At 43.9% G+C, this 23,201-nt stretch carries 22 protein-coding genes; 4 read left to right on the top strand and 18 right to left on the bottom strand.

Going from position 1 to position 23,201, the window contains the following annotated elements:
- Positions 1–83 precede the first annotated feature (83 nt).
- From oppF to M3I01_RS17100, 5 genes are all read right to left on the bottom strand, one after another.
- A complete protein-coding gene (oppF, locus tag M3I01_RS17120) occupies positions 84–1,085 on the bottom strand; it encodes a murein tripeptide/oligopeptide ABC transporter ATP binding protein OppF (RefSeq protein WP_255897136.1) in 1,002 nt (333 codons plus the stop codon).
- Positions 1,085–2,074 (bottom strand): ABC transporter ATP-binding protein, encoded by a 990-nt coding sequence (oppD, locus tag M3I01_RS17115; RefSeq protein ID WP_255897133.1) that lies wholly within the window; start codon positions 2,072–2,074, stop codon positions 1,085–1,087. The genes oppF and oppD overlap by 1 nt, the downstream gene beginning before the upstream one ends.
- 9 nt (positions 2,075–2,083) lie before the next feature.
- A complete protein-coding gene (gene oppC / locus M3I01_RS17110) occupies positions 2,084–3,010 on the bottom strand; it encodes an oligopeptide ABC transporter permease OppC (protein ID WP_255897131.1) in 927 nt (308 codons plus the stop codon).
- 12 nt (positions 3,011–3,022) lie between these two features.
- Positions 3,023–3,943 (bottom strand): oligopeptide ABC transporter permease OppB, encoded by a 921-nt coding sequence (gene oppB, locus M3I01_RS17105; RefSeq protein WP_112135990.1) that lies wholly within the window; start codon positions 3,941–3,943, stop codon positions 3,023–3,025.
- 107 nt (positions 3,944–4,050) lie between these two features.
- Positions 4,051–5,661, bottom strand: coding sequence for an ABC transporter substrate-binding protein (locus M3I01_RS17100; RefSeq protein ID WP_275565209.1), 1,611 nt, complete (start codon positions 5,659–5,661; stop codon positions 4,051–4,053).
- Between the two features lie 329 nt (positions 5,662–5,990).
- Between M3I01_RS17100 and cysZ the strand changes: the two genes are divergently transcribed.
- Positions 5,991–6,770 carry a sulfate transporter CysZ gene (gene cysZ, locus M3I01_RS17095; protein WP_275565208.1) on the top strand — a complete coding sequence of 260 codons (780 nt, stop codon included), beginning with the start codon at positions 5,991–5,993 and terminating at the stop codon, positions 6,768–6,770.
- The gene (locus M3I01_RS17090) at positions 6,770–7,612 is read left to right on the top strand and encodes a response regulator (protein ID WP_255897128.1); all 843 of its coding nucleotides are present in this window, start codon (positions 6,770–6,772) and stop codon (positions 7,610–7,612) included. Before cysZ ends, M3I01_RS17090 begins: the two co-directional genes overlap by 1 nt.
- Positions 7,613–7,664: 52 nt before the next feature.
- On the opposite strand, the gene phoR is transcribed toward M3I01_RS17090, so the two are convergent.
- The 9 genes from phoR to M3I01_RS17045 all read right to left on the bottom strand — a co-directional run bounded on the left by phoR (position 7,665) and on the right by M3I01_RS17045 (position 16,794).
- A complete protein-coding gene (gene phoR, locus M3I01_RS17085; protein ID WP_255897127.1) occupies positions 7,665–9,008 on the bottom strand; it encodes a phosphate regulon sensor histidine kinase PhoR in 1,344 nt (447 codons plus the stop codon).
- Positions 9,005–9,700, bottom strand: a complete 696-nt coding sequence (phoB, locus tag M3I01_RS17080; RefSeq protein ID WP_255897126.1) for a phosphate regulon transcriptional regulator PhoB — start codon at positions 9,698–9,700, stop codon at positions 9,005–9,007. The genes phoR and phoB overlap by 4 nt, the downstream gene beginning before the upstream one ends.
- An 84-nt stretch (positions 9,701–9,784) precedes the next feature.
- Entirely contained in the window at positions 9,785–10,639 is an 855-nt protein-coding gene (gene ubiA / locus M3I01_RS17075; RefSeq protein ID WP_255897125.1) for a 4-hydroxybenzoate octaprenyltransferase, read from the bottom strand.
- Positions 10,636–11,196, bottom strand: coding sequence for a chorismate--pyruvate lyase family protein (locus M3I01_RS17070; RefSeq protein ID WP_255897124.1), 561 nt, complete (start codon positions 11,194–11,196; stop codon positions 10,636–10,638). Before M3I01_RS17070 ends, ubiA begins: the two co-directional genes overlap by 4 nt.
- 6 nt (positions 11,197–11,202) lie before the next feature.
- Positions 11,203–12,471 carry an HDOD domain-containing protein gene (locus M3I01_RS17065; RefSeq protein ID WP_255897123.1) on the bottom strand — a complete coding sequence of 423 codons (1,269 nt, stop codon included), beginning with the start codon at positions 12,469–12,471 and terminating at the stop codon, positions 11,203–11,205.
- Between the two features lie 96 nt (positions 12,472–12,567).
- Complete coding sequence (locus tag M3I01_RS17060; protein WP_112135976.1) at positions 12,568–13,347, bottom strand: amino acid ABC transporter ATP-binding protein; 780 nt, start codon at positions 13,345–13,347, stop codon at positions 12,568–12,570.
- Between the two features lie 22 nt (positions 13,348–13,369).
- A complete protein-coding gene (locus M3I01_RS17055) occupies positions 13,370–14,470 on the bottom strand; it encodes an amino acid ABC transporter permease (protein WP_255897121.1) in 1,101 nt (366 codons plus the stop codon).
- Between the two features lie 10 nt (positions 14,471–14,480).
- Positions 14,481–15,656: an amino acid ABC transporter permease gene (locus tag M3I01_RS17050; RefSeq protein WP_255897118.1), complete on the bottom strand. Its 1,176-nt coding sequence runs from the start codon at positions 15,654–15,656 to the stop codon at positions 14,481–14,483.
- Between the two features lie 115 nt (positions 15,657–15,771).
- Positions 15,772–16,794, bottom strand: a complete 1,023-nt coding sequence (locus M3I01_RS17045) for an amino acid ABC transporter substrate-binding protein (protein WP_255897116.1) — start codon at positions 16,792–16,794, stop codon at positions 15,772–15,774.
- Positions 16,795–17,336: 542 nt separating this feature from the next.
- Between M3I01_RS17045 and lrp the strand changes: the two genes are divergently transcribed.
- On the top strand, positions 17,337–17,813 hold the full coding sequence (gene lrp, locus M3I01_RS17040; RefSeq protein ID WP_112135968.1) for a leucine-responsive transcriptional regulator Lrp: 477 nt from the start codon (positions 17,337–17,339) through the stop codon (positions 17,811–17,813).
- A 40-nt stretch (positions 17,814–17,853) separates the two neighbouring features.
- Here the strand turns inward: lrp and M3I01_RS17035 are convergent, their stop codons facing one another.
- From M3I01_RS17035 to M3I01_RS17025, 3 genes are all read right to left on the bottom strand, one after another.
- Positions 17,854–18,540, bottom strand: coding sequence for a helix-hairpin-helix domain-containing protein (locus M3I01_RS17035; protein ID WP_255897114.1), 687 nt, complete (start codon positions 18,538–18,540; stop codon positions 17,854–17,856).
- A gap of 136 nt (positions 18,541–18,676) precedes the next feature.
- The gene (gene recG / locus M3I01_RS17030) at positions 18,677–20,758 is read right to left on the bottom strand and encodes an ATP-dependent DNA helicase RecG (protein ID WP_255897113.1); all 2,082 of its coding nucleotides are present in this window, start codon (positions 20,756–20,758) and stop codon (positions 18,677–18,679) included.
- 8 nt (positions 20,759–20,766) lie between these two features.
- Positions 20,767–21,672: a hydrogen peroxide-inducible genes activator gene (locus M3I01_RS17025; RefSeq protein ID WP_255897112.1), complete on the bottom strand. Its 906-nt coding sequence runs from the start codon at positions 21,670–21,672 to the stop codon at positions 20,767–20,769.
- A gap of 164 nt (positions 21,673–21,836) precedes the next feature.
- Here M3I01_RS17025 and M3I01_RS17020 point away from each other — a divergent pair, with 164 nt between their 5' ends.
- Positions 21,837–22,688: an NAD-dependent epimerase/dehydratase family protein gene (locus M3I01_RS17020; protein WP_255897111.1), complete on the top strand. Its 852-nt coding sequence runs from the start codon at positions 21,837–21,839 to the stop codon at positions 22,686–22,688.
- A 122-nt stretch (positions 22,689–22,810) separates the two neighbouring features.
- On the opposite strand, the gene M3I01_RS17015 is transcribed toward M3I01_RS17020, so the two are convergent.
- Positions 22,811–23,197 (bottom strand): RidA family protein, encoded by a 387-nt coding sequence (locus M3I01_RS17015; protein ID WP_024024215.1) that lies wholly within the window; start codon positions 23,195–23,197, stop codon positions 22,811–22,813.
- Between the last annotated feature and the right edge of the window lie 4 nt (positions 23,198–23,201).

The following is a 23,201-nucleotide window of genomic DNA, read 5'->3' as shown; positions in this document are numbered from 1 at the left end:
AAACACAAAAAAGCCGCTTTGACGTTAATCAAAGGAGTAATGTCAAAGCGGCTTTTTATGTCTTGATTGTATTTACTTTCCCGTCATGTAATTTCAGCTAAACGCGAACAGGCCACCTGATGTTCTTTGGACAGCACTTGCAAGAGAGGCTTTTGTTGCGCACAGCCTTCGTTTGCATGCGGGCAACGGGTACGAAAGACACAGCCCGAAGGCGGACTAATCGGAGACGGTAAATCTCCCGTTAATAACTGGATTTTTTTACCGCGCTCTACTTTTGGGTCAGGTACTGGCACTGCTGATAGCAATGCTTTGGTGTATGGGTGCTGAGGGTTGTCATACAGTGTTTTTTTGCTGGCTAACTCGACGGCGTTGCCTAAATACATTACCAAAACGCGGTCTGAAATGTGTTTTACCACACTTAAATCATGGGCGATAAACACCAAAGACAAGCCCATTTCCGCTTGTAGCTCTTTTAGTAAATTGACCACCTGAGCTTGGATGGATACATCCAAAGCAGACACGGGCTCGTCGCATACAACTAACTTGGGTTTTAGAATCAAAGCACGCGCAATGCCAATACGTTGGCATTGTCCACCTGAGAACTCATGTGGGTAGCGGTTAATCACATTAGGTAACAAACCTACGCGATCCATAATCTTACGAACCTCAGCTTTCACCTCGTCTTTTGAAAGTTCTGGTCGAAAGGTATTGAGCGGTTCGGAGATAATGTCGCCCACCGTCATGCGAGGATCAAGCGACGCTAATGGATCTTGAAAGATCATTTGCAGTTCTTGGCGTTTGCTGCGCATTTGTTTTTTATCAAGATCCGTTAGATCTTGGCCAAGCCACACTACATTGCCTTCCGTAATGGGCACAAGACGTAACAAAGCGCGGGCAAGAGTCGATTTACCACAACCAGATTCGCCCACGACACCGAGCGTTTCGCCTTCATAAATAGTGAGATCAATGCCGTCAACGGCCTTTAACGCTTGGCCCTTTTCCCACGGCCACGCGTTATCGGATTTGATATTGAAGTGGACTTTCAAGTTGTTCACTTCCATTAAAATAGTATCTGAGGTGTTCATTAGGCAACCCACCCATCAAGGGATTTATGACAAGCACGTAGCTGACCCGGTGCAAACTCTTGCAAGGGCGGCATACTTTCTAAGCAGCGATCTTTGGCGAATTCACAGCGCGCATGGAACGGGCAGCCCGGTGGTAAATGCAATAAGTTAGGCGGATTTCCTAGAATGGTAGACAGCACCTCGTCATCGGCATCTAGGCGTGGAATGGCTTTTAGCAGACCTTGCGTATAAGGGTGTGTTGGACGATAAAACACGTCTTCTGCGGTGCCGTATTCCATGGTTTGCCCAGCGTACATCACCAATACTTTGTCACATAACCCTGCGACCACACCCAGATCATGAGTGATCATAATGATGGACGTATTGAAGTCGCTTTTTAATTCGTTTAACAAGGTTAAAATCTGCGCCTGCACGGTGACATCGAGGGCTGTGGTTGGCTCATCGGCAATCAGCAGCTTAGGTTGGCACAGCAGTGCCATGGCGATCATCACGCGTTGTCTCATTCCGCCGGAAAACTCGTGCGGATACATGCTCATGCGTTTTCGTGCTTCGGGCATCTTGACGGCGTCGAGCATCTTGACCGAGGCTTCAAATGCCTCCGCTTTGCTCATGCCTTTGTGTAGGGTCAACACTTCCATTAGCTGCTTGCCAACTTTCATATAAGGATTCAATGACGTCATTGGGTCTTGGAAGATCATCGCAATTTCTTTAGAGCGAATGCGATTCATCGCTTTTTCATTTAGGGTAAGAATATTTTGCTCGTTAAAGCGCGCTTCTCCTTCGATAACGCCATTGCCGGCCAGCAAACCCATGAGAGCAAAGGCGGTTTGGCTTTTGCCTGAACCCGATTCGCCAACGATACCTAACGTCTCGCCTTGCGCTAAAGTAAAATTTAGGTCATTCACTGCTGTCACAAAACCATCTGGCGTTCTGAAATTCACGCGCAAGTTAGTGACCTCTAATAAATTTTTTGTCTGTAATGCGTTCATAAGGTCTCCTTAGCGGTCTTTTGGGTCAAGCGCATCGCGTAAGCCATCGCCGAGGAAGTTAAAACAAAATAAGGTGACGACTAAGAAACCGAGCGGCCAAGCCAATTGCCAGATAGCAATTTCCATATTCTGAGCGCCTTCTGATATCAACGCCCCCCAGCTAGTCATAGGTTCTTGAACCCCTAAGCCTAAGAAGCTGATGAAAGATTCCAGCAAAATCATGTTTGGAACTAACAGTGTGGCGTAAACCACCACAATCCCGAGCACATTTGGCACAATGTGACGCATAATTATTTTCGGCGTCGACACGCCACACGCGTAAGCGGCCTCAATGTATTCTTTGTTCTTCAAGCTTAAGGTTTGTCCACGAACGATCCGCGCCATATCGAGCCAAGAGATCGCGCCGATGGCGACAAAGATCAAGAAGATATGACGACCAAATAAGGTCATCAAAATGATCACAAAAAACATAAAAGGGAATGAGTTAAGAATTTCTAAGAAGCGCATCATCACACTATCGACACGCCCGCCAATGTAACCAGACGTAGCACCGTAAAGTGTACCAATAACAATGGCTACGGCGCTGCCCATGATGCCGACCAGTAATGAGATTTGGCCGCCTTGCATGGTACGCACAAAAATATCGCGACCCAATGTGTCGGTACCAAAGTAGTGACCGTTTTCTATGTTTGGACGGCCCAGTACTGCAATGTCAGATAACGCTTCCCAATCGATGTCTTCGTAATGCCATTGGCTGAATAGCGGCGCCAGTAGAGCTATGGCAGCAATCAAAGTGAGCATAATTAAGCTGATCACCGCGGCGTGGTTAGAAAAAAAGCGACGACGTGCGTCTTGCCATAAACTACGACCTTCTACGTCCACCACTTTTTCGGCGAACTGTTCGACGGCCTGAATTTTGTCTTTTGTAGTCATCATATTAACGAGGCCTTAGTAGCGAATTTTTGGGTCAATAACAGCGTATAAAACATCGACGATGGCATTGAAAATAATCGTGAGTGTGCCAACCAAAATAGTGACCCCCATGACCATGGAATAGTCGCGATTCAATGCGCCATTAATGAAATGCTGGCCAATACCGCCAGTTCCAAAATACACATCCACAATCACGGAACCTGTCACAATGCCGACAAACGCAGGCCCAAGATAAGAAATGACGGGTAGCATGGCGGGACGCAACGCATGCTGGAGAATAATTCGATATTTCGGCAAGCCTTTTGCCCGCGCGGTGCGGATAAAATTGGAATGCATGGTTTCAATCATGCTGCCGCGAGTGATGCGGGCGATTTGTGCAATATAGCTGGTGGACATGGCGATCACCGGCATAACCAAATAAGGCCACGCGCCGCCATTCCAACCACCTGGTGGAAGCCAATGATTATAAATGGAGAAAAATAGGATACACAAAGGCGCTAAAACAAAATTAGGTAACACAATCCCGAGGTTGGCAAAGCCCATGACACTGTAATCCAGCCATGAGTTCTGGCGCAATGCGGCGACAATACCGCAACCCACACCAATAATAAGCGCGATAAGAAAAGACCAAATACCAATTTCAGCAGAGACAGGAAAGCTCTGCGCAATCAGTTCGTTAATGGTGAAATCTTTATAGCGAAAAGACGGACCTAAATCCCCTTGCAGTAAACCGCCTAAATAGTAAAAGTACTGGTTAATCACCGGCTCATCTAAGTGATATTTTGCGTTAATGTTTGCTAACACTTCAGGTGGCAAGGTGCGCTCGCTAGAAAACGGACTTCCTGGCGCAGAATGCATTAAGAAAAAAGAAACCGTGATCAAAATTAACAAGGTTGGAATAGCTTCTAAAATGCGTTTTGAAATAAATGTAAACATAAAAATTACCTGATTAGGTCTGAAAGCAATAAACAGGAGCTAATACTAGGACTCAATGAAATAGAAAGGAGCCCGATACAGCAATCTGTATCGGGCAGATAACACATTTAGTGCTTGATGATGTACATATCACGCGTGTAGATGCTGTCTTCTGGATTTGGCGCATAGCCGCCAACATAGGACTTAACCAAACGCTTAGATGTGTATTGGTAAATAGGTGCTACCGCCATGTCTTGCTCGATAGCAACTTTCTCCGCTTTGTTGTAATTCGCGGAAGGGTCTTGCATGGTGCGAGCATCGTGCAATAACTCGTCGTATTCAGCATTGCTGTATTTGCCGTCGTTATTACCATGAGTTGAGGTTAGCAAATCCAACATAGTTGACGCTTCGTTGTAGTCACCAATCCAGCCTGCGCGAGCCACATCAAACTGCTGATGCTTTTTCGTTTCTAGGTAGGTTTTCCATTCTTGGTTTTCAAGTGTCACGTTGACTCCCAACGTCTTTTTCCACATAGAAGAAACCGCGATGGCGATTTTCTTGTGATCTTCATTTGTGTTGTAAAGCAAGTTGAAAGACAGAGGATGGTTTTTATCGAAGCCTGCTTCTTCTAACAGTGCTTTGGCTTTTTCGTTTCGCTCTTTTTGTGTCCATGTGGCGTAATCTGGTGTCTCAGGTGAAAAACCATTCACTATTTCTGGCGTAAATGAATAAGCTGGGATTTCTCCTGTGCCCGTTACAAATTTAGCGATGATGTTACGGTCAATGGCATAAGAAAGCGCTTTACGAACTCGAACATCATTGTATGGTGCTTTTGTTGTGTTGAATTGGTAGTAATAAGTACCGAGTTTAGGGGTGACCACCACTTCGTCTGGAATATCACGTGTTAATTGTTTGAAGTGATCATTTGGTAATTCGTAACTCATGTCCATTTGTCCCGCTTGGAAACGCTTAAGTTCAGCGTTTGGCGATTCAATAGGTAGGAAGGTTACTTGGTTAATAACGGTTTTAGCATCATTCCAGTAGTTTTCATTACGGGAGAAAACCATTTTTTCGTTGACGACCCAGCTGTCCATTTTGTAGGCACCATTTGAAACAATGTGCTCTGGTTTCGTCCAATCGCTACCCCATTTCTCAATCGTCGCTTTCGGTGCAGGAAACATGGTTTGGTGCGCGGTCATTTTTACAAAATAAGGGACAGGGCGCTCAAGAGTGACTTGGAACGTGTAATCATCGATTGCTTTTACGCCTAAAGTCGAAGGCTTTGCTTCCCCTGCGATGATTTTAGATGCATTTACGATAGAGGGAATTTCGATAAACCAAGCATAGGGTGACGCCGTCATTGGATCGACAGCGCGAGTAAAACCATAAACAAAGTCATGAGCGGTAACAGAATGACCATTTGACCATTTTGCATCTTTGCGTAAATGGAATGTGTATTGGGTATTGTCGTTGTTCGCTTCATAATGCGTTGCGACACCTGGAATAAGATTGCCGTCACCGTCTAGGCTATAAAGGCCTTCAAATAAATCTCGTGCACGTTGAGAGCCTGGCGTACCTTCGATTTTTTGTGGATCAAGTGTTGCCGGCTCAGAACCTCCACCGCGGATAATTTCTTGTTTCGCGGCTAACTCTACACCGGCTGGTACGTCGGCAGCTTGGGCTTGCAGAGCAATAAATGACGTGGCCATGATGGCACTGGCGAGCAATGTTTTTTTCATTTTGATAATGTCCCTTTTTAGTTATTTTGGGTGTGCACTTTTTTATATCTAAAAGCTATATCTGCACGGATTTTTATCAGTCTTACATTTCCATAGTTCCCCAATTCATTAAAGGTCACAATCGAAATTGCGTATCAGGTTATGCGTCTGATAAAGGTAAGATTAATAAGCGTATGATGAAAAAATGACTTCTTATGCCTATCAGGCTTGAAAATACGATGGATTCGGATGATTGACTTCTTTAATTGGAAAGGCGTTGTGGAGCCGTGAAAGTCCTCATGATATTCTTCACTTCTTAATATAAATTAGAAAAAAGGTAATACGACATCGTGATAACACACCCATTTAAAGCCGCCGGGGCTTTTTTAAGAGCGTTCCCCTTGGTCTTATCGAAAGAGTTAAGGTTGTTTATATTGGCGCCTTTATTGGCAAACTTTATATTAGTGGGCCTGTTGTATATGGTTGCCTTTAGCTATTTCCAAGCGCTAATGGACTCTGCAATGGGGTATTTACCGGAATGGATTTCTTTTTTGAATTGGCTGTTTTATCTGATTTTCGCCGCTATTATTAGTGTGCTTTTGTTTTATAGCTTCTCTGTAGGCGTTAATATTTTAGCCGCGCCTTTTATGGCATTTTTGGCAGAAAAAGTAGAAGAAAAAGAAACAGGAAAAGTCTTTGATGAAAGCCTAAGCACCAGTGTTATCATGGCTATTATAGGACGTAGCCTACAAAGGGAGTGTCAGAAAATATTGTATTTTTTACCACGCTTTATTTTACTGCTTTTGCTGTCTTTTATTCCGCTTGTTAATGTCATTGCGCCTGTATTGTTATTATTATTTTCAGCTTGGATGTTGTCGCTTCAATATATGGATTATGCCTTTGATAACAATAAGGTTAAGTTTCATGATATGAGAATGGCGCTGCGTTCTAAGCCTTTATTATGTTGGACGTTTGGCGCAATAGTCATGGTTGGCCTGACGATTCCGTTCTTCAATTTATTTGTTATGCCGATAGCTGTTGTGGCAGCCACGTTGTTGTGGATTTCGGTTTTCCGGTCAGAGCATGGCGATTTTTCCGCTTTGTTAGATCGCACTAATGGTACTGTTTAATGTCGTTAAAAATTTTGGTAGTAGATGATGCCTCTTTTACACGTGACTTGATTCGACGAACCTTGCGTAAGCAGTTTCCGGCGGTTGAAATCGAAGAAGCGGTGAATGGTCGTAAAGCTCAGCAAATGCTGACGAAAGCACAGTTTGATATGGTGTTATGTGACTGGGAAATGCCTGAAATGACAGGTGTCGAGTTACTTAAATGGTGTCGAGAACAACCAAAATATAAAAAAGAAGATGTCCCTTTTGTGATGATTACCAGCCGTGGTGATAAAAGCCATGTGGTGGAAGCGGTTCAGTCGGGTGTGACGGATTATCTGGGTAAACCATTTTCGAGCGAGCAGTTAGTTAATAAAGTGATATCTGCTGCGAAAAAGCACAACCTTGATGGTAAATTGTCTTCACAAAAACCACGTGATTCTAATGCCCCTGGTGGCGTTAGCTCTGCATCATTGGATGTATTGATGGGGGCTGGAAAATCCGCGCCAGTGCAAGCGACGAAGTTTATAAACCCTGATGCTCCTGTCGCGTCGGTGAAAGATGTCAAAATCCCTACATTGGTACGATTTGAAGCCAAGCAGTTCCGTTGTATGATTGTCCAGTTTAGTAAGACCGAAGCGACCATGTTCATTAAAAGCGACGATGTGGTGCCACAGGTGCTGGGGCAAGCGGTATTAGATTTGGAATTTGGCGGAAAGATAAATAGGCTTAACTACTACATACAATCGGTTGCCACGACAGAGAAAAAACACGATTCCACGTTTTTGACTGTGATATTGAGTTTGATCGATCAAGACAGTGAGAAAGAAGCGTTTATAAAGCAGTTATTTGACAGTTTATAACCCCACCCTAACCCTTGTATCTCTCCCCTTAATAAGGGGAGGGGGTCATATTTTATTCTTGAGCATTTGAAGGTATTTCATTGTGGGATGTGATGGCGGGAATATTGTCCGTGCGTGTTCTACTGGCGGGAAAATGACAGGAAAAAGTGCTTCCTTGACCGGGCTCACTGCGTATTTGCAGTTTGGCGTCATGGTGTAATAAAACATGTTTTACGATTGCCAATCCAAGACCCGTGCCGCCTGTCTTTGATCCTCGACCCTTATCCACTCTGAAAAAACGCTCTGTTAAGCGTGGAATGTATCTTGGATCGATACCTAGTCCAGAATCTTTGACTGAAAAAACGCCGTTGAATTCACTCGATTCCCACTTAATCGTGATATCGCCGCCATCCGGTGAATATTTAATGGCATTGACGATAAGGTTCGAGAAGGCACTGTATAGCTCTTTATAGGAGCCGTACAGACGGGCTTCCTCAGGGATATTGACTATCAGCGTATGCTTTGCGTTCAAGATGGCTTCTGTGGCGTTGGTAACGGACTGTACTAAGTCTGAGACCCTGTGCCACTGGTTTTCTTCGCGCTTGTCGTCGCTTTCTAAACGAGACAACAGTAAGAGATCTTCAATCAGTTGCTCCATCCGTTCAGATTGCTCAGACATATTCACAATGCCTTTCTGCATGCTTTTCGGCAGACTGTCTTTAAACATGTCGAGCGTTTCTAAATAGCCTTTTATGACGGTGAGTGGCGTTTTTAATTCATGGGAGGCGTTGGCAACAAAGTCTTTGCGCATTTGTTCCAGTAAATGTAAGCGGGTCACGTCACGTACAAAAATCAGGTGATCGTTCTTATCGTACAAAGTGGTTTGAATTTCCAAATAGACGCCGTCTTTCGCTGGAGATTTGATAATCAAGGGTTCGCCAAATCGCTTTTGGCTGAAATAACGGAAAAACTCAGGACTACGGACAATATTAGTGATTACTTGGCCGCGATCTACTGGGCGCATCAGGCCAAGAAAGTGTGCTGCAGAGTTATTCCACCACTCTAAATTGCCTTGGTTGTCGGCCATGATAACGCCTTCTTTTAAGGCGGTTGTGGAGCTTTCTATTCGCGTTAGTGCTTGGCGCATACGGCGCTTGGACTTGCGCTGTTTTTTATGCAAACGATATACGGCATCAAAGACTTCGCCCCAAATGCCGCTGGCTTCTGGTGGCGCTGCGCGACCAGAATGGCGTAACCAATAATGAAATTGATACAGTTGATACAGCTGCCAGTATAAAGACCCCAATACGTACAGCAGTAAAACACCTAACAATTGCCCAATAATAAGGCCTATCACAACACAAGCCGCGAGACCTGCTAACCAAGTAATAATGGTGTTTCGCCAAATCGTTTTCATAGGGGCCTTTTTGCTGAGAAGCGGTAGCCAGTACCTCGTACTGTTTGTATCAAGGAATCGTGAGTGCTACCAATGGCTTTTCGTAAGCGACGTATATGAACATCAACCGTACGCTCTTCAACGTAGACATTGCCACCCCATACTTGATCCAACAGCTGAGCTCTTGAATAAGCACGTTCTTGGTGGGTCATCAAAAATTTTAATAAGCGATACTCTGTTGGCCCCATTTCTAATGGGCGAGTACCAATAGTGACTCGTTGGCTGATCGGATCAAGGATCAAGCCTTCTATTTCGATAGGCTCATCAACGCCTTGAGGTGTCGCTCGTCGTAATACAGCCTTGAGTCGCGCAACCAGCTCACGTGGTGAGAAAGGTTTGGTGATGTAGTCATCAGCACCTACTTCTAGACCTTGGATTTTATTGTCTTCTTCACTTTTTGCGGTCAGCATAATGACTGGAATTTCAGCGGTTGTGCTGTCTTTTTTGAGTCGGCGAGTCAGTTCAATACCGCTACCACCAGGCATCATCCAATCGACCAAAATAAGATCTGGTCGATGATCGACAATGATTTCATGGGCTTGCTGAATGTTTTCAGCTTCTAAATATTCGTAGCCCGCCATTTCGAGTGCTATAGCGATCATTTCGCGTATAGACGACTCGTCATCAATAATTAATACTTTTTTACCGGTCACAGGATTTATCCTCATCTCAGGAACGGTTTCATTAAAGCGGCCTAATGTGACAGTTTGGTTAAAATGTCACAACTTTGCCATATATTACAAAAAATAGTTTACTGTTAGGCCGATGAAAACACAGAAGCCAACGCGATTATTGTCTAAAAAAGAGCGAAAACAGGCTTGTCTATCGCGATTTTTTGCTTGTTTAAACTGCAAATAAAAGAGTACTACACAAACTAGCAAAGACACAAAATAGGGCCAACTCAGTCCTGCGAGTAAGCCAATCCATGTTAATAAGGACAGGGTTAACCCTTGCAAACAAAGAATGACGAACAAGTCGTATTCTGCAAATAATATAGCAGTAGATTTCACGCCAATTTTGAGGTCATCTGGACGATCAGTTATTGCATAATACGTATCGTATGCAATCGTCCAAAAGCAGTTTGCTACGAATAACATCCATAATTCTGGGTTGGTTAAATCACCGCCTTGCGCACTGTATGCCATAGGGATAGCCCAAGAAAAAGCCAATCCAAGAAAAAGTTGTGGCAGATGAGTGTATCGCTTCATAAAAGGGTACAGAGCAGCCAGCCCTAAGCCGACGAATGACAGCAATATGGTCTGTAAATCGGTAAACAGTACCAAAATAAAACTCAGTACGCAGAGTGCGGAAAAGAGTAAAAGGGCTTCTTTTTCTGACACACGACCAGAGGGTAAAGGCCGATTCTTTGTGCGATCAACGCTTCCATCGACTTTTCTATCGGCGTAATCATTGATTACACAACCCGCTGAACGCATGCTAAAAACGCCCAATATAAAAATGATGAGCAGATGCCACTCAGGCATGCCATCAGCGGCAAGCCATAATGCCCACAACGTCGGCCACATTAATAAAAATGAACCAATAGGGCGGTTAAATCTCGTTAATTCTGCGTAATTTTTTAGTTTACTCATAAAAATCCAAACAGCGGTTTTAGGTGGTTAATATCATCGAAGAAGGCTTCGTTCACTAATATGCCGGGTCCAAACTGATGAAATACAGAGCGTCTTGCCCATAAAGCACTTTGTTGATTGGGAAACATGCTTTTTGGCAATTGCGTTATTTCAATGCCGCTTCGAGTCAATGCTCGATGTTGAAAAAGATAGCCGCCTAAGGGCTTGTCTTTTAGATGCTTTACTTGACGCCAATGGCCTCGTAGAGATTTGGCTGGGATAATTGAGCGAGCATATATGACGGCCTTACCATCCACCTTAAGCAGTACGGTGCGAATTCGAGCCGCCTCCCTTGGGCGTAACTTGAGACACTTTCGCTCTCGAGCTGTTGGTGCCCCCCAAGCGTCCTCTATGACGTGAACCGTTAATGTGCCGAGGCTTTGTAGTTTTGCGGTCAAAGAATCGTGAGTGACCAACCAAGGCCAGAGTGTTTTAGGCACTTTAACTTTATTGATCCGATGAACAGGTGCCCATCGATAATCAAATTGCTGGGCGGCAGAGGGGTTCATTAATGTCATAAGAGGTTAAGCATTCATTTTATTAATCAAAGCGACCATTTTATGCAGCTCTGTAGATTTTTGATAAACCGCATCACGGCACGCTTCGGCCTCTTCTAGTGTCAGGCCTATTTCCTGCAGAACGGATGGCTCAATGATCCCTTCATTGCGTAACTGGAATGAGACATACAGCAGTTTTGCTAAAATGGCATGTTCGCCGTAATAGTGTGGTTTTTTGCTGTATCGGATGGCGGTCCAAATATTGTCAGGCAAGCTCCAGTAACGCAATAACCAAGAACCTAATTGTTCTTTGGTAAAGTGCAGTATCTGCATTTCAATCAGCTCAGAAGGCAAATGCGCGTTCGCTTCTTGATACCGAGACAGGATAGAAAAATGTGGTGGTAGAATAGTGCTTATGGCCAAATAACCAAAATTATGTAGCAACCCCGCAAGGTAGGCGTGACCGATTTTTGGGCGACTTTTGTTTGGCATGGCTTTGACCAAGGACTCCACAAGCACGGCATTAGAGACAGAGTCGAGCCAAAAGTCTTCGTAGTGACGTGGACCGTCTTCGGGCGCTTGAAATGCATTTCCCATCGAAAGCCCAAGCGCTAGATTCATTACCATATCAAAGCCTAGGACTCGAATAATAGCGTCCTCTACTGATTCTATGTCGCCTGGAGCACCATAATAGGGTGATGACGCCCAACTGACGACTTGTGCCGCTAGGCTTGGGTCAAGAGCGATGACCTCACATAGTTCATTGGTTCCCGCCTTTGTGTCAGATGATAAGCGAATAATTCTATGTGAAGACGCCGGTAAAGGAGGGATTTCTAATGTTTCTTCTAACCGCTGTTTAAGCCTAATAGATTGAAAGCGTCCGAGTGCTTGAAGAATCTGTTCCTCATCGTCTTCATGATTGTCTACGGGGCGTTTTATTAGTTGCGTACTAATGGAAATGTTTTCGAAGCGGTTTAATGGGCCAGAGAACATACTCTCTAATTCTGCCGATGTCGTATCGCGATAGAACCCATTCACTTTTGTTCGAATTGACACAGAAGCTTCTTTGAGAATATTGGCTTCTAATATAGTCGTTATACTGTTGGGTTTGATGAGAGGGTCGCCCGAACTGTGATAGTTGGTAACGGGCTCAAAACGCCGCTTAGTTATTCGTGATACCGCAGCAATATCGAGCATATTGCTATCAGGAAAAATAACCTGCAATCGACCTGTGTGATCAGCTAAATGCACAACCCGTAATTTTTTGTTTGGCTGAAGGTCTCGAGACGGTTCCATTCAATTCCTTGTAAAACAATGGTTAAGCTGCAGAAATAAAAAAGCCCCTAACAGGGGCTTTTGTCAATATAACAGATTTTAAAACCAAGTAACTATTTAGTGATTTAGAATTTGGCTTAAAAACATTTGTGTGCGGTCATGTTGCGGGTTATCAAAGAATTGATGTGGCTCATTTGCCTCAACAATTTCCCCTGCGTCCATGAAGACAACACGGTCGGCAACGGTTTTCGCAAAGCCCATTTCATGTGTTACACATATCATGGTCATGCCTTCTTCCGCTAACTGAACCATAACATCCAGTACTTCTTTGATCATTTCTGGATCAAGTGCTGACGTAGGTTCATCAAACAACATGATGCGAGGCTGCATACAAAGACCGCGAGCAATCGCCACACGCTGTTGTTGACCACCAGATAACTGACCAGGATATTTCAATGCTTGGTTGGCGATTTTGACGCGTTCCAAGTAATGCATCGCCATTTCTTCAGCTTCTTTTTTAGGTGTTTTACGAACCCAAATTGGTGCTAGCGTTAGGTTTTCCAGAATCGACAAGTGTGGAAATAGGTTGAAATGCTGAAAAACCATGCCCACATCCTTACGGATTGCTTCAATGTTTTTCAGATTGTTGTTCATTTCAACACCATCAACCAGAATCGAACCTTTTTGGTGCTCTTCTAAACGGTTGACGCAACGTATCATTGTCGACTTACCAGAACCAGAAGGGCCACAAACAACAATGCGCTCGCCTTTTTTGATGCTGAAGTTGATGTTCTTTAGTACGTGAAAATCACCGTACCATTTATTAACATCGTTAAACTCGATGATTGCTTCTTCGCCCTGCTCAAGTTGGGCACGAGCCATATTTGTATCTGTCATTATAAAGACCTCAAATTCTTAACTAATTTCGCTTGTGCCCAGTTTCTAACTTGCGCTCGATTCTCATACTGTAGCGTGACATACCAAAGCAGGCCGCCCAGAAAACAAAACCAGCAAAGGCATAACCTTCAATTGTTGTTCCTAACCAGCTTGAATCATGCGTAGCGGCTTGGACCCTACCTAGCAAATCAAACATACCTACAATGTAAACGAGGGTTGTGTCTTTAAACAAACCAATGAAGGTGTTTACGATACCAGGTATAACCAATTTCAATGCTTGTGGCAAAATCACCAAAATCATGGACTGCCAGTAGTTTAATCCCATTGAATCAGCGGCTTCGTATTGACCTTTTGGAATGGCTTGTAAGCCACCACGAATTACTTCTGCCATGTAAGCAGAAGAGAACAAGGTAATACCGATCAGAACACGTAATAGCTTGTTGAAGTTCATACCTTCAGGCAGGAACAATGGAATCATTACTGACGCCATAAACAAGATAGTGATCAAAGGAACAGCACGAACGGTTTCAATGAAGACGATACAAATAGATTTCGCTATCGGCATGTTTGATTGACGACCAAGTGCCAACAAAATACCTAAAGGAAACGAAGCGACAATACCTACTACACCGATGAGTGTGGTTAAGAACAAGCCACCCCACAAAGAAGTTTCAACGACTTCCAGTCCGAATACACCGCCAGCAAATAGGAAATAAGCAATAACTGGGTAAATAATTAAAATCCCAATGGAAAGGAATAGTTTATTAACCGTTTTTACTGCGAAAGTACCAATCAAAACCACCAATAGAATCAAGGCTAAGTTAATACGCCACGTTTCTTCTGATGGATATAGACCATACATAAACTGTTCAAAGTACACACCGATGAAAGCCCAGCATGCTCCTCCACCCGTACAGTCTGCTTTAGATGCCCCTTCAAATGTTGCAGTAAGAATGCCCCATTCTATTACCGGTGGAACAAGCAAGTACAAAACATAAAAGCTGAACAAGGTTAAAAATATATTGAGAGGGGACGACAATAAGTTTTGACGAACCCATGCCACAGCACCAACAGAATTCACTGGTGGTGGAAGGCTTGGTGATGGTTTAAATTCAATAGCCATGATCTTCCTCCTAGCGCTCTGTTAACGACATTTTTTTGTTGTACCAATTCATAAATAGAGAAATAGTCAAACTCAATGTACCGTAAACCAGCATACAAAGACCGATACTTTCTACTGCTTGACCTGTTTGATTCAGTGTCGTGCCCATAACTACAGCAACTAACTCAGGATACGCAATAGCGGCACCAAGTGATGAGTTTTTCGCTAAGTTTAGGAATTGGCTAGTAAGTGGTGGAATAATAACTCGTAATGCTTGAGGTAAAACAATCAAACGTTGAGTCAAGCTGTCTCTTAGCCCTAAAGAGCGAGCGGCTTCAGTTTGTCCCCAATTTACAGACAAAATACCAGCACGAACGATCTCTGCAATAAAAGCACCAGTATAAGTAGACAGTGCGACAAGCACAGCAACAAACTCTGGTGGAAGAACCATCCCGCCTGTGACGTTAAAGCGGCTTTTTTGTGGAAGATCAAACTCGATAGGGAAACCTGATGCTGCTAACGCTAAAAAGGTAATAACAACGATCATACCTAAAGAAGCCCAATAAGCAGGAAACCAAAGGCCTGTTTTTGTTTGACGTTTCTTCGCCCAAACGACTAAAGCAATAGATGCAACAATCGACAGTACAAATCCAGCCACTACAAAACCAAAACCGTCTTGGATCATTGGGTTTGGAGAGTAGATTCCACGTTTATTTAAGAAAAAATCCGCAAATACTATGCTGTTTTTAGGTATGGGTAAGGCTGCAAGAACAGCGAAATACCAGAAAAACATTTGTAACAATAAGGGAATATTACGCAGAGTTTCAACGTATACCGTTGCTAAGCGCGCTACCAACCAGTTATTAGATAGACGGGCTAAGCCCATGACAACACCAATAATGGTCGCTAATACGATTCCCATTAATGAAATAACAACCGTATTAATTAGGGCAACAAAAAACGCTCGTCCGTAGGTGTCAGCCTCAGTGTATTCAATTAGGTGGATAAGAACGGGAAATCCAGCTGGTTGGTTTAAAAACGCAAAACCAGTAGAAATACCTTGGTCAGCTCGGTTTGCTTGTAAATTACTAAATAAATAATAACCTACGAAGACAACCGCTGCTAGAAGCACAATTTGAAAGATTAAGGCGCGAGTACCGGCGTCATTCAAAAGGCTTTTATTACTTGAAGTTGTTTTATCGCTCATCTTAGTTCAGGCAATTGAAATGCTCGTCAGATGTGTAAGGAAGGGGGGAGAAACCCAGCGACTCTAGTATTTTAGAGTCGCTGGGTAAATACCCGAAGCAGGTAGCTTTTAGGTATTAACGTACTGGTGGCGCGTACATAACTCCACCGTCAGTCCATAATTTGTTAATACCACGTGGAAGATTTACTGGAGTAGATGGTCCAACGTTACGTTCAAACACTTCAGCGTAGTTACCGACTTTAGCGATGACGTTGTAAGCCCAATCAGCAGATAGGCCTAGTTGAGCACCCATATCGCCTTCAGCACCTAGTAAACGCTTGATACCTGGATCGTTAGTTTCTTTTTTGATTTTAGCAACATTCTTAGAAGTAATGTTCATTTCTTCAGCATTAACCTGAACGAACATTGCCCACGTTACAATATCTTTCCACTGGTTGTCGCCATGACGGACAACAGGGCCTAGAGGCTCTTTAGAAATAGTTTCTTCAAGAATAATGTGAGCGGCTGGATCAGCTAACTTAGAACGGTGAGCTGCTAGACCTGATTTATCCGTAGTGAATACGTCACAACGACCTGAAGCGTACGCTGCCAAAGCTTCATCTGCTTTTTGAACAACAACAGGAACGTAAGACATTTTATGCTTACGGAAGAAGTCAGCCATATTTAATTCTGTCGTTGTACCCTGTTCTGTACAAACTGTTGCGCCATCAAGATCGAGTGCAGACGTAACCCCAAGCGTTTTACGAGCCATGAAACCTTGGCCGTCATAGAAGTTAACCGCAGTGAAATCTAGACCTAGAGAGGCGTCACGAGTATAAGTCCACGTCGTGTTACGAGTTAGAATGTCGATTTCACCTGACTGTAGCGCAGTGAAACGCTCTTTCGCTGAAAGAGGAGTGAATTTTGCTTTTTGAGCATCACCGAAGATTGCAGCAGCGGTTGCGCGACAAGCGTCAACATCAATACCAGACCAATTACCATTTGAATCGGCGTTAGAGAATCCTGGTACGCCTAGGCTTACGCCACATTGAACAAAACCTTTTGCTTTTACATCTTCAAGAGTTGATGCAGCTGCACCAGCGCTGATAGTTGCGGCGATGGCTGCAGTAGACAGTAGTTTACCAACATTCGATTTCATTATATTGAGCCTCCCAGGCGTTTTTATATATGTTGTTATCTTGCTGAACTTTAGATACCAGATCCTAAGATCTGTTTGTTAATCAAAGCAAAGTTAGTGCCAACATTTAATTATTCTTGTTGTTTGGAATATGTAGATGATTCCTCTACAAAGGTCATCACATTCCCCTATAGAATTACTCTTTGGAGGCGTAGTCAAGGATAAAATATCAGTAAGGAGGTGTTCTATACTTATTTTTTGCACTTTCAGTTAATTAAAGCGTAATTTTTTATATTTTTGTGAAGGAGATACGATTTTTTCAAAGGCGCGGAGAGCAAGGGCTGTAGCCTATTCCGAATAAGAACGGTGCACAATAGTGGGGCAATTATGACTATGACGTGTTCTATTTTGCTCGAAAATATCTTTTCGCGACATTTTGGTGCTTTTTTGTAACCGGTTCAAATACCCGTATTAAATATATTGAATAAAGCACTTTCCATACTTCGTAACCTGCATGGTAGACTTAAACTTCAATTGAAGTCATGTAAGGAGATCCACATCAGATGGATAACTCATCAAAACCGCTCGATCGCCTAGATAAAAAAATTCTACGTGAACTGCAGATTAATGGTCGCTTATCGAATGTTGAATTGGCGAGTCGGGTAGGATTAAGCGCCACTCCTTGTTTAGAGCGAGTGCGTCGTTTAGAGCGTAATGGTTATATTACAGGCTACTGTGCTTTAGTAAATCCAAAGAAAGTTGACGCGGGATTGCTTGTTTTTGTCGAGATTCGCCTTAAGACAACGTCACCTGAAGGTTTTAATGAGTTTAAAACGGCCGTTTCAGAAATTCCAGAAATCTTAGAGTGTCACCTCATTGCTGGAGACTTTGAATACCTTCTAAAAGCACGTGTATCCAATATGGATACGTATCGTCTGCTATTAGGAGAAACGTTATTAACGCTACCGCATGTTCGAGAGTCTCGGACCTATGTCGCAATGGAAGAAGTAAAAAACACTACGGTCGTTAATATTCCTTAGGTAATTAACGAATGGCTGCTGATTCGAAATAACGTATTGATTAGTTTGTTAACTCGACGATTATTTTGCTTAACATGGCAGGCCCCATTCCTTTGACATTGAGTACGGCCTTTTCTGAACGAAAAGGGCGCTCTGCTACTAACTTATCGAGTAATTTTTTCGGTACCCCTTTCACCTTTAAAATCTTTTCCACTTTTGATTTGTTGATGGCGCGATAGCCATCGGCGTAACCAATGGCGTTTTTTTTTACAACTTTTTGTGTTGTAGGTATTTGTGGAGATGACGTCACGCTTTCTTCTACTTTATCATCAACATTCGTGGTCGATTCAAAATTAGCCGGAATGGCTTGTACCTGATAAAGCGTATCGAAATAGGCAGAATTGCACAGCGTGTAATCTGCTCCGTCCCATTCGCTGAGTTGCAGTGCTAACTGCCAAGTGCCGGTAGTTGGCAGTTGAAAAAATAGGTCATAGTGACAATCGGTAAGAAAGTGTTGCCCTTTTATTTCACCAATAGTGGTAGACGCTAATACGAGCGGTTCTGAACGGTTGTCCACATCCTGAAGAAATGCGCATAATTGAAGGCGTAAAGTACCACTTAGATTGCCTTCCGTTCTCTCGTTACCAATACGCTGAATAGAAATAATGACACGATCATTTTCGATCCTATAGCCACAGTCCTTCAGGGTTAGGCTCGTATCTTGAGGTGCCTGATTTAAAATAGTCATGTTAGTTCCTTCTAGCGAATCAATTAAGTAAGAGAAAATATGGATTCTTTTAAGCTAAGTGAATTCTTGATCAAATTTCACTCATCTGCAAGTAAATACAATGTTTCGTTAGATGAATATGTCATCATTGAGGTGTTTAGACATTTAAGTATTGATCGTGGTTAGGTAACCATCTAGATAGAAGTGGTGAAATACGGTCTGGATAACGGTTATACAGAAGTGCGGCGGCTTTTTGAACGTCATCCAGTAAGTTTTTATCGCGTTGCAAATCCGCTACTTTAAATTCCCAAAGTCCTGTTTGTCTTGTGCCAAGTAATTCACCAGGCCCACGTAACTCAAGGTCTTTTTCTGCGATTTTAAAACCATCGCTGGTTTCTCTCATGGTAGAAAGGCGTTCTTTACCTTGTTGTCCTAAAGGCGCTTTATAAAGCAGTACACAGTGACTTGCCGCCTGTCCTCGACCAACACGCCCACGCAGCTGATGAAGCTGTGCAAGCCCTAATCTCTCAGGGTTTTCAATTACCATTAAACTGGAATTTGGCACATCCACACCCACTTCGATCACGGTTGTGGCCACTAAAAGCTGAATGTCACCGGCCTTAAACTTTGCCATGATGTCGGCTTTTTCTTGTGCCTTGAGACGACCGTGCACCAAGCCAATGGTTAAATTACCAAGCTGTTCTTGTAATAAGATAGCAGTGTCTTCTGCTGCTTGGCATTGCAGCGCTTCAGACTCTTCAATCAGTGTACAAACCCAATAGGCTTGTTTGCCTTCTTCGCAGCCGCTTTTCACCCGATCAATGACCTCTTGTCGGCGATGATCCGATACGACAATGGTATTGACGGGGGTTCGACCTGGAGGTAATTCATCAATGATTGAGCAATCTAAATCGGCATAAGCGGACATGGCCAAAGTACGAGGAATAGGCGTCGCCGTCATGATCAACTGATGTGGTTGAAAACCATGCTTCATGCCTTTTTCGCGTAAAGCCATACGCTGGTGAACCCCGAAGCGGTGCTGCTCATCGATGATGGCCAGCGCTAAGCGATCAAAATCGACTGAGTCTTGAAACAAAGCATGAGTCCCAACCACAATTTGAGCTGCGCCAGAAGCAATATCAGCGCGCTCTTTTTCTCGAACCTTACCTTTAAGCTTGCCCGTCATCCATGCGACTTTAAGGCCAAGAGGCTCAAACCATTGAGTGAAATTAATATAGTGTTGCTCGGCAAGAATTTCCGTTGGCGCCATAATGGCAACTTGATAGCCAGCCTGTACCACAGAGGCCGCAGCTAACGCGGCTACCAAGGTTTTCCCTGATCCTACGTCACCTTGCACCAAACGCAGCATCGGGTGGCCAGTATTCAGGTCATTGAGAATTTCTTGAAAGACACGCTGCTGGGCGTTAGTTGGCGAAAAAGGCAATTGCTGCAAGAATCGATGACTTAATTCACCGGCGCTCTGTACTTGGATCGCCACATCTTGCTTTGCCTTCACTCGCTTACCGATGAGGGACAGCTGATGCGCCATGAGCTCTTCAAACGATAGGCGATATTGTGCGGGGTGGCTTCCTGATCTCAGCAGTTCTAAATCGGCGTCTCGTGATGGATGATGTAGAAACTGAATGGCATTACAAAGCGGTGGTAAGTTGAACTGCTCACGTATTTCGTCAGGCAGCCACTCTTGTAGGTTATAAGGTGTTAAGCGTTCTAGTGCTTGCTCACAAAGTTGACGGATTTTAGTTTGTGTCAGTCCTTCGGTAAGCGGATAAATTGGCGTAAGCTGCGCCGACTCTTCTTGTGTTTCTTTGTCACCAATGACCTTGTACTCAGGGTGATAAATTTCAAACCCTGAGCTGCCTCGACGAATTTCACCAAAACAACGCACACGCTTACCGGACTCTAATTGTTTTTTTTGTGCGGCAGAGAAATGGAAAAACCGCAAACATAATGTGCCGGTATGATCTTTGATTCGACACAGTAGACTCCGGCGCTTCCCCATCTTTATTTCGCTGCCGGTGACTTGCCCTTCAATGACAGCTTCGTCACCAAAGTGAAGTTGGCCTATTGGCACAACTCGCGTTCTGTCTTGATAGCGAATAGGCAAATGAAACAGCAAGTCTTGTACTGTGTTCAGGTGGAGCTTAGCCAGCTTTTCGGCCATCGCATCTCCAACGCCTTTTAGGTCACGAACATCTTGAGTATCTAATCCGTCGATCATACTGGTCTCTATAGATTTAGATGTTTACACGCATCACGAATCGATTGGCTAACGGCTTCAATGGCTTTAGGCCGTGGAAAACTGACTCGCCAAGCTAATGCCACCGTACGTTTTGGTGCAGGAGCCGTAAAGGGGCGTACTTCTAACAAATCATGATTGATATGGGTTACGGCGGATTTTGGTAAAACGGTCACACCTAAGCCAGAAGCTACCATGTAGCGAATGGTTTCTAATGAGCTGCCATTAACGATGGTACGGCCGTCCCCAAATGCACTTTCTGTGACCAAAGGACACGCTTCTAATACTTGTTCACTAAAGCAGTGACCTTTGCCAAGCAGTAATAGATTGTCGGTAGAAAGCTGGTCCGTTTGTATGCTTTCAAGCTTGGTCCATGGGTGATTTTTTGGCATCAGCACCACAAACTCTTCTTCGTAAATTGGTTGCGTCACCACATCGGTTTCCCGAAAAGGCAGTGCCACAATAATCGCGTCTAGTTCGCCGTTACGGAGTTTAGGTCGTAAGTTTTCGGTGAGATCTTCTTCAATGATCAATGGCATCCCGGGGGCCATTTTATTTAAAGATGGAATCATAAAGGGAAACAAATACGGTGCAATAGTGAAAATAGCCCCAACTTTGAGGGGGCCTTTTAATTGGTTTTTACCGGAGTTTGCTAGCTCTTTTATCACGCTTGCTTGATCTAAAACACGCTTGGCTTGCGTAATAATTTGCTCACCCAGCGGTGTGATATAGACAGAGCTTTTACTGCGTTCAAAAATCGCTGTGCCGAGCTCTTCTTCTAGCTTTTTAACCGCGACACTTAAGGTTGGCTGTGAAACATAGCAGCGATCTGCAGCGCGGCCAAAATGTTTTTCATCTGCCAGCATTACAATGTATTTCAATTCCGTTAATGTCATATCGCACCATTTACCTAGGCTGATTCATTGTTAATAACTATGATAATACATAATTTGATAAAGTATACTTGTTCCTTTTGATTGCTGAGAATTTCTTTTTTAAGGCGGCTTTATCAAAGCTAGACAGGTCACGTTAGCTCATCGTAAGGATTTGGAGAAGATAAATGGCAAAGATACTGATAGCAGGTTGTGGTGATTTAGGCTCCGGTTTGGCAACGAACATGGTGGCACAAGGCCATACGGTCACCGGTATTCGTCGAACAAAAAGCGACTTTCCCTATGGTGTTAAAGGCCTCACTGGCGACCTTGTTGGAATGAGCGATGACACGTTGCCAGATGTGGATCTCATTTTTTTGATTATGACGCCCAACGGTCGTCATGAAGCGGCTTATCGTGCAGCTTACTTTGATACGGCGCAGGTGTTGATTCGTCGATACAAAGACATGTCCAAGCCGCCTATGGTCTTTTTCGTTTCCAGCACCAGTGTGTACGGACAAAGCCAAGGTGAATGGATCGATGAAACCACACCAGCGCAACCTAAGTCGGCAACCGCTAATATTTTACTTGAAACGGAGCAGGCTCTGGCGGCTGCCTTACCCAGCGTGGCGATACGTTGCTCTGGCATTTATGGTGCCGGACGGTTTAGATTGTTAGAGAAAGTACTGAGTGGGGAAGATTGGCAAGCGAACAGCTGGACCAATCGAGTGCATCGAGACGACGTTGTATCGGCTCTCGTGTTACTGGCAAACGTGGCACTAGCGAACACGGCGCTGGCGGACAAATCATTGCCTCAACAGGTGATTGTGACCGACCAGACACCGGTTTCCATGTGGGAAGTTAAACTCTGGCTGGCTACTTGTCTTGGTGCAAAAGTCGCAGTGAGCGACAGTTGCCAATTTACGCCAACATCAGGGAAACGCATTCAAGGTCAATACCTGCTTTCGCAAGGCTGGACATTGCGTTATCCAAGTTATGTCGTCGGCTATCAGGCTTTATTGGCTGAATTTAAGCCATAAAAGCGCTTCTTTCTCTTTTTTAAGCACAATATGTTTTAAGTACAAGATGCACAGCATAAAAAAAGAGGCCGAGGCCTCTTTTTTGTTTTATTGCTTTATTTCTTCATGTGATTTTGAAGCGTTTAGTCTTCTAACACCATTATGCCTTCAATTTCTACCTGAACGCCTTTTGGCAATGCACGAACACCCATTGCAGCACGAGCAGGGTAAGGCTGTTTTACGAATTGAGTCATGACTTCGTTTACGGTGGCGAAGTTACCCAAGTCAGTCATGAAAATATTGAATTTCACAACGTTTTCTAATGAACCACCAGCGGCTTCGCAGACTGCTTGTAGGTTTTTAAAGACCTGTGTCGTTTGCTCAACGATGTCTTCACTGATGACTTCCATTGTTTCAGGAACCAAAGGAATTTGGCCGGATAAGTAAACTGTATTACCAGCGCGAACGGCTTGTGAATATGGGCCAATAGCAGCTGGTGCGTTTTCTGTATGAATTACTTGTTTTGACATAATG

Origin of the sequence: Marinomonas maritima, from assembly GCF_024435075.2 — a bacterium.
Taxonomy (GTDB): domain Bacteria; phylum Pseudomonadota; class Gammaproteobacteria; order Pseudomonadales; family Marinomonadaceae; genus Marinomonas; species Marinomonas maritima.
This window is presented reverse-complemented; position numbering and strand designations above follow the sequence as displayed.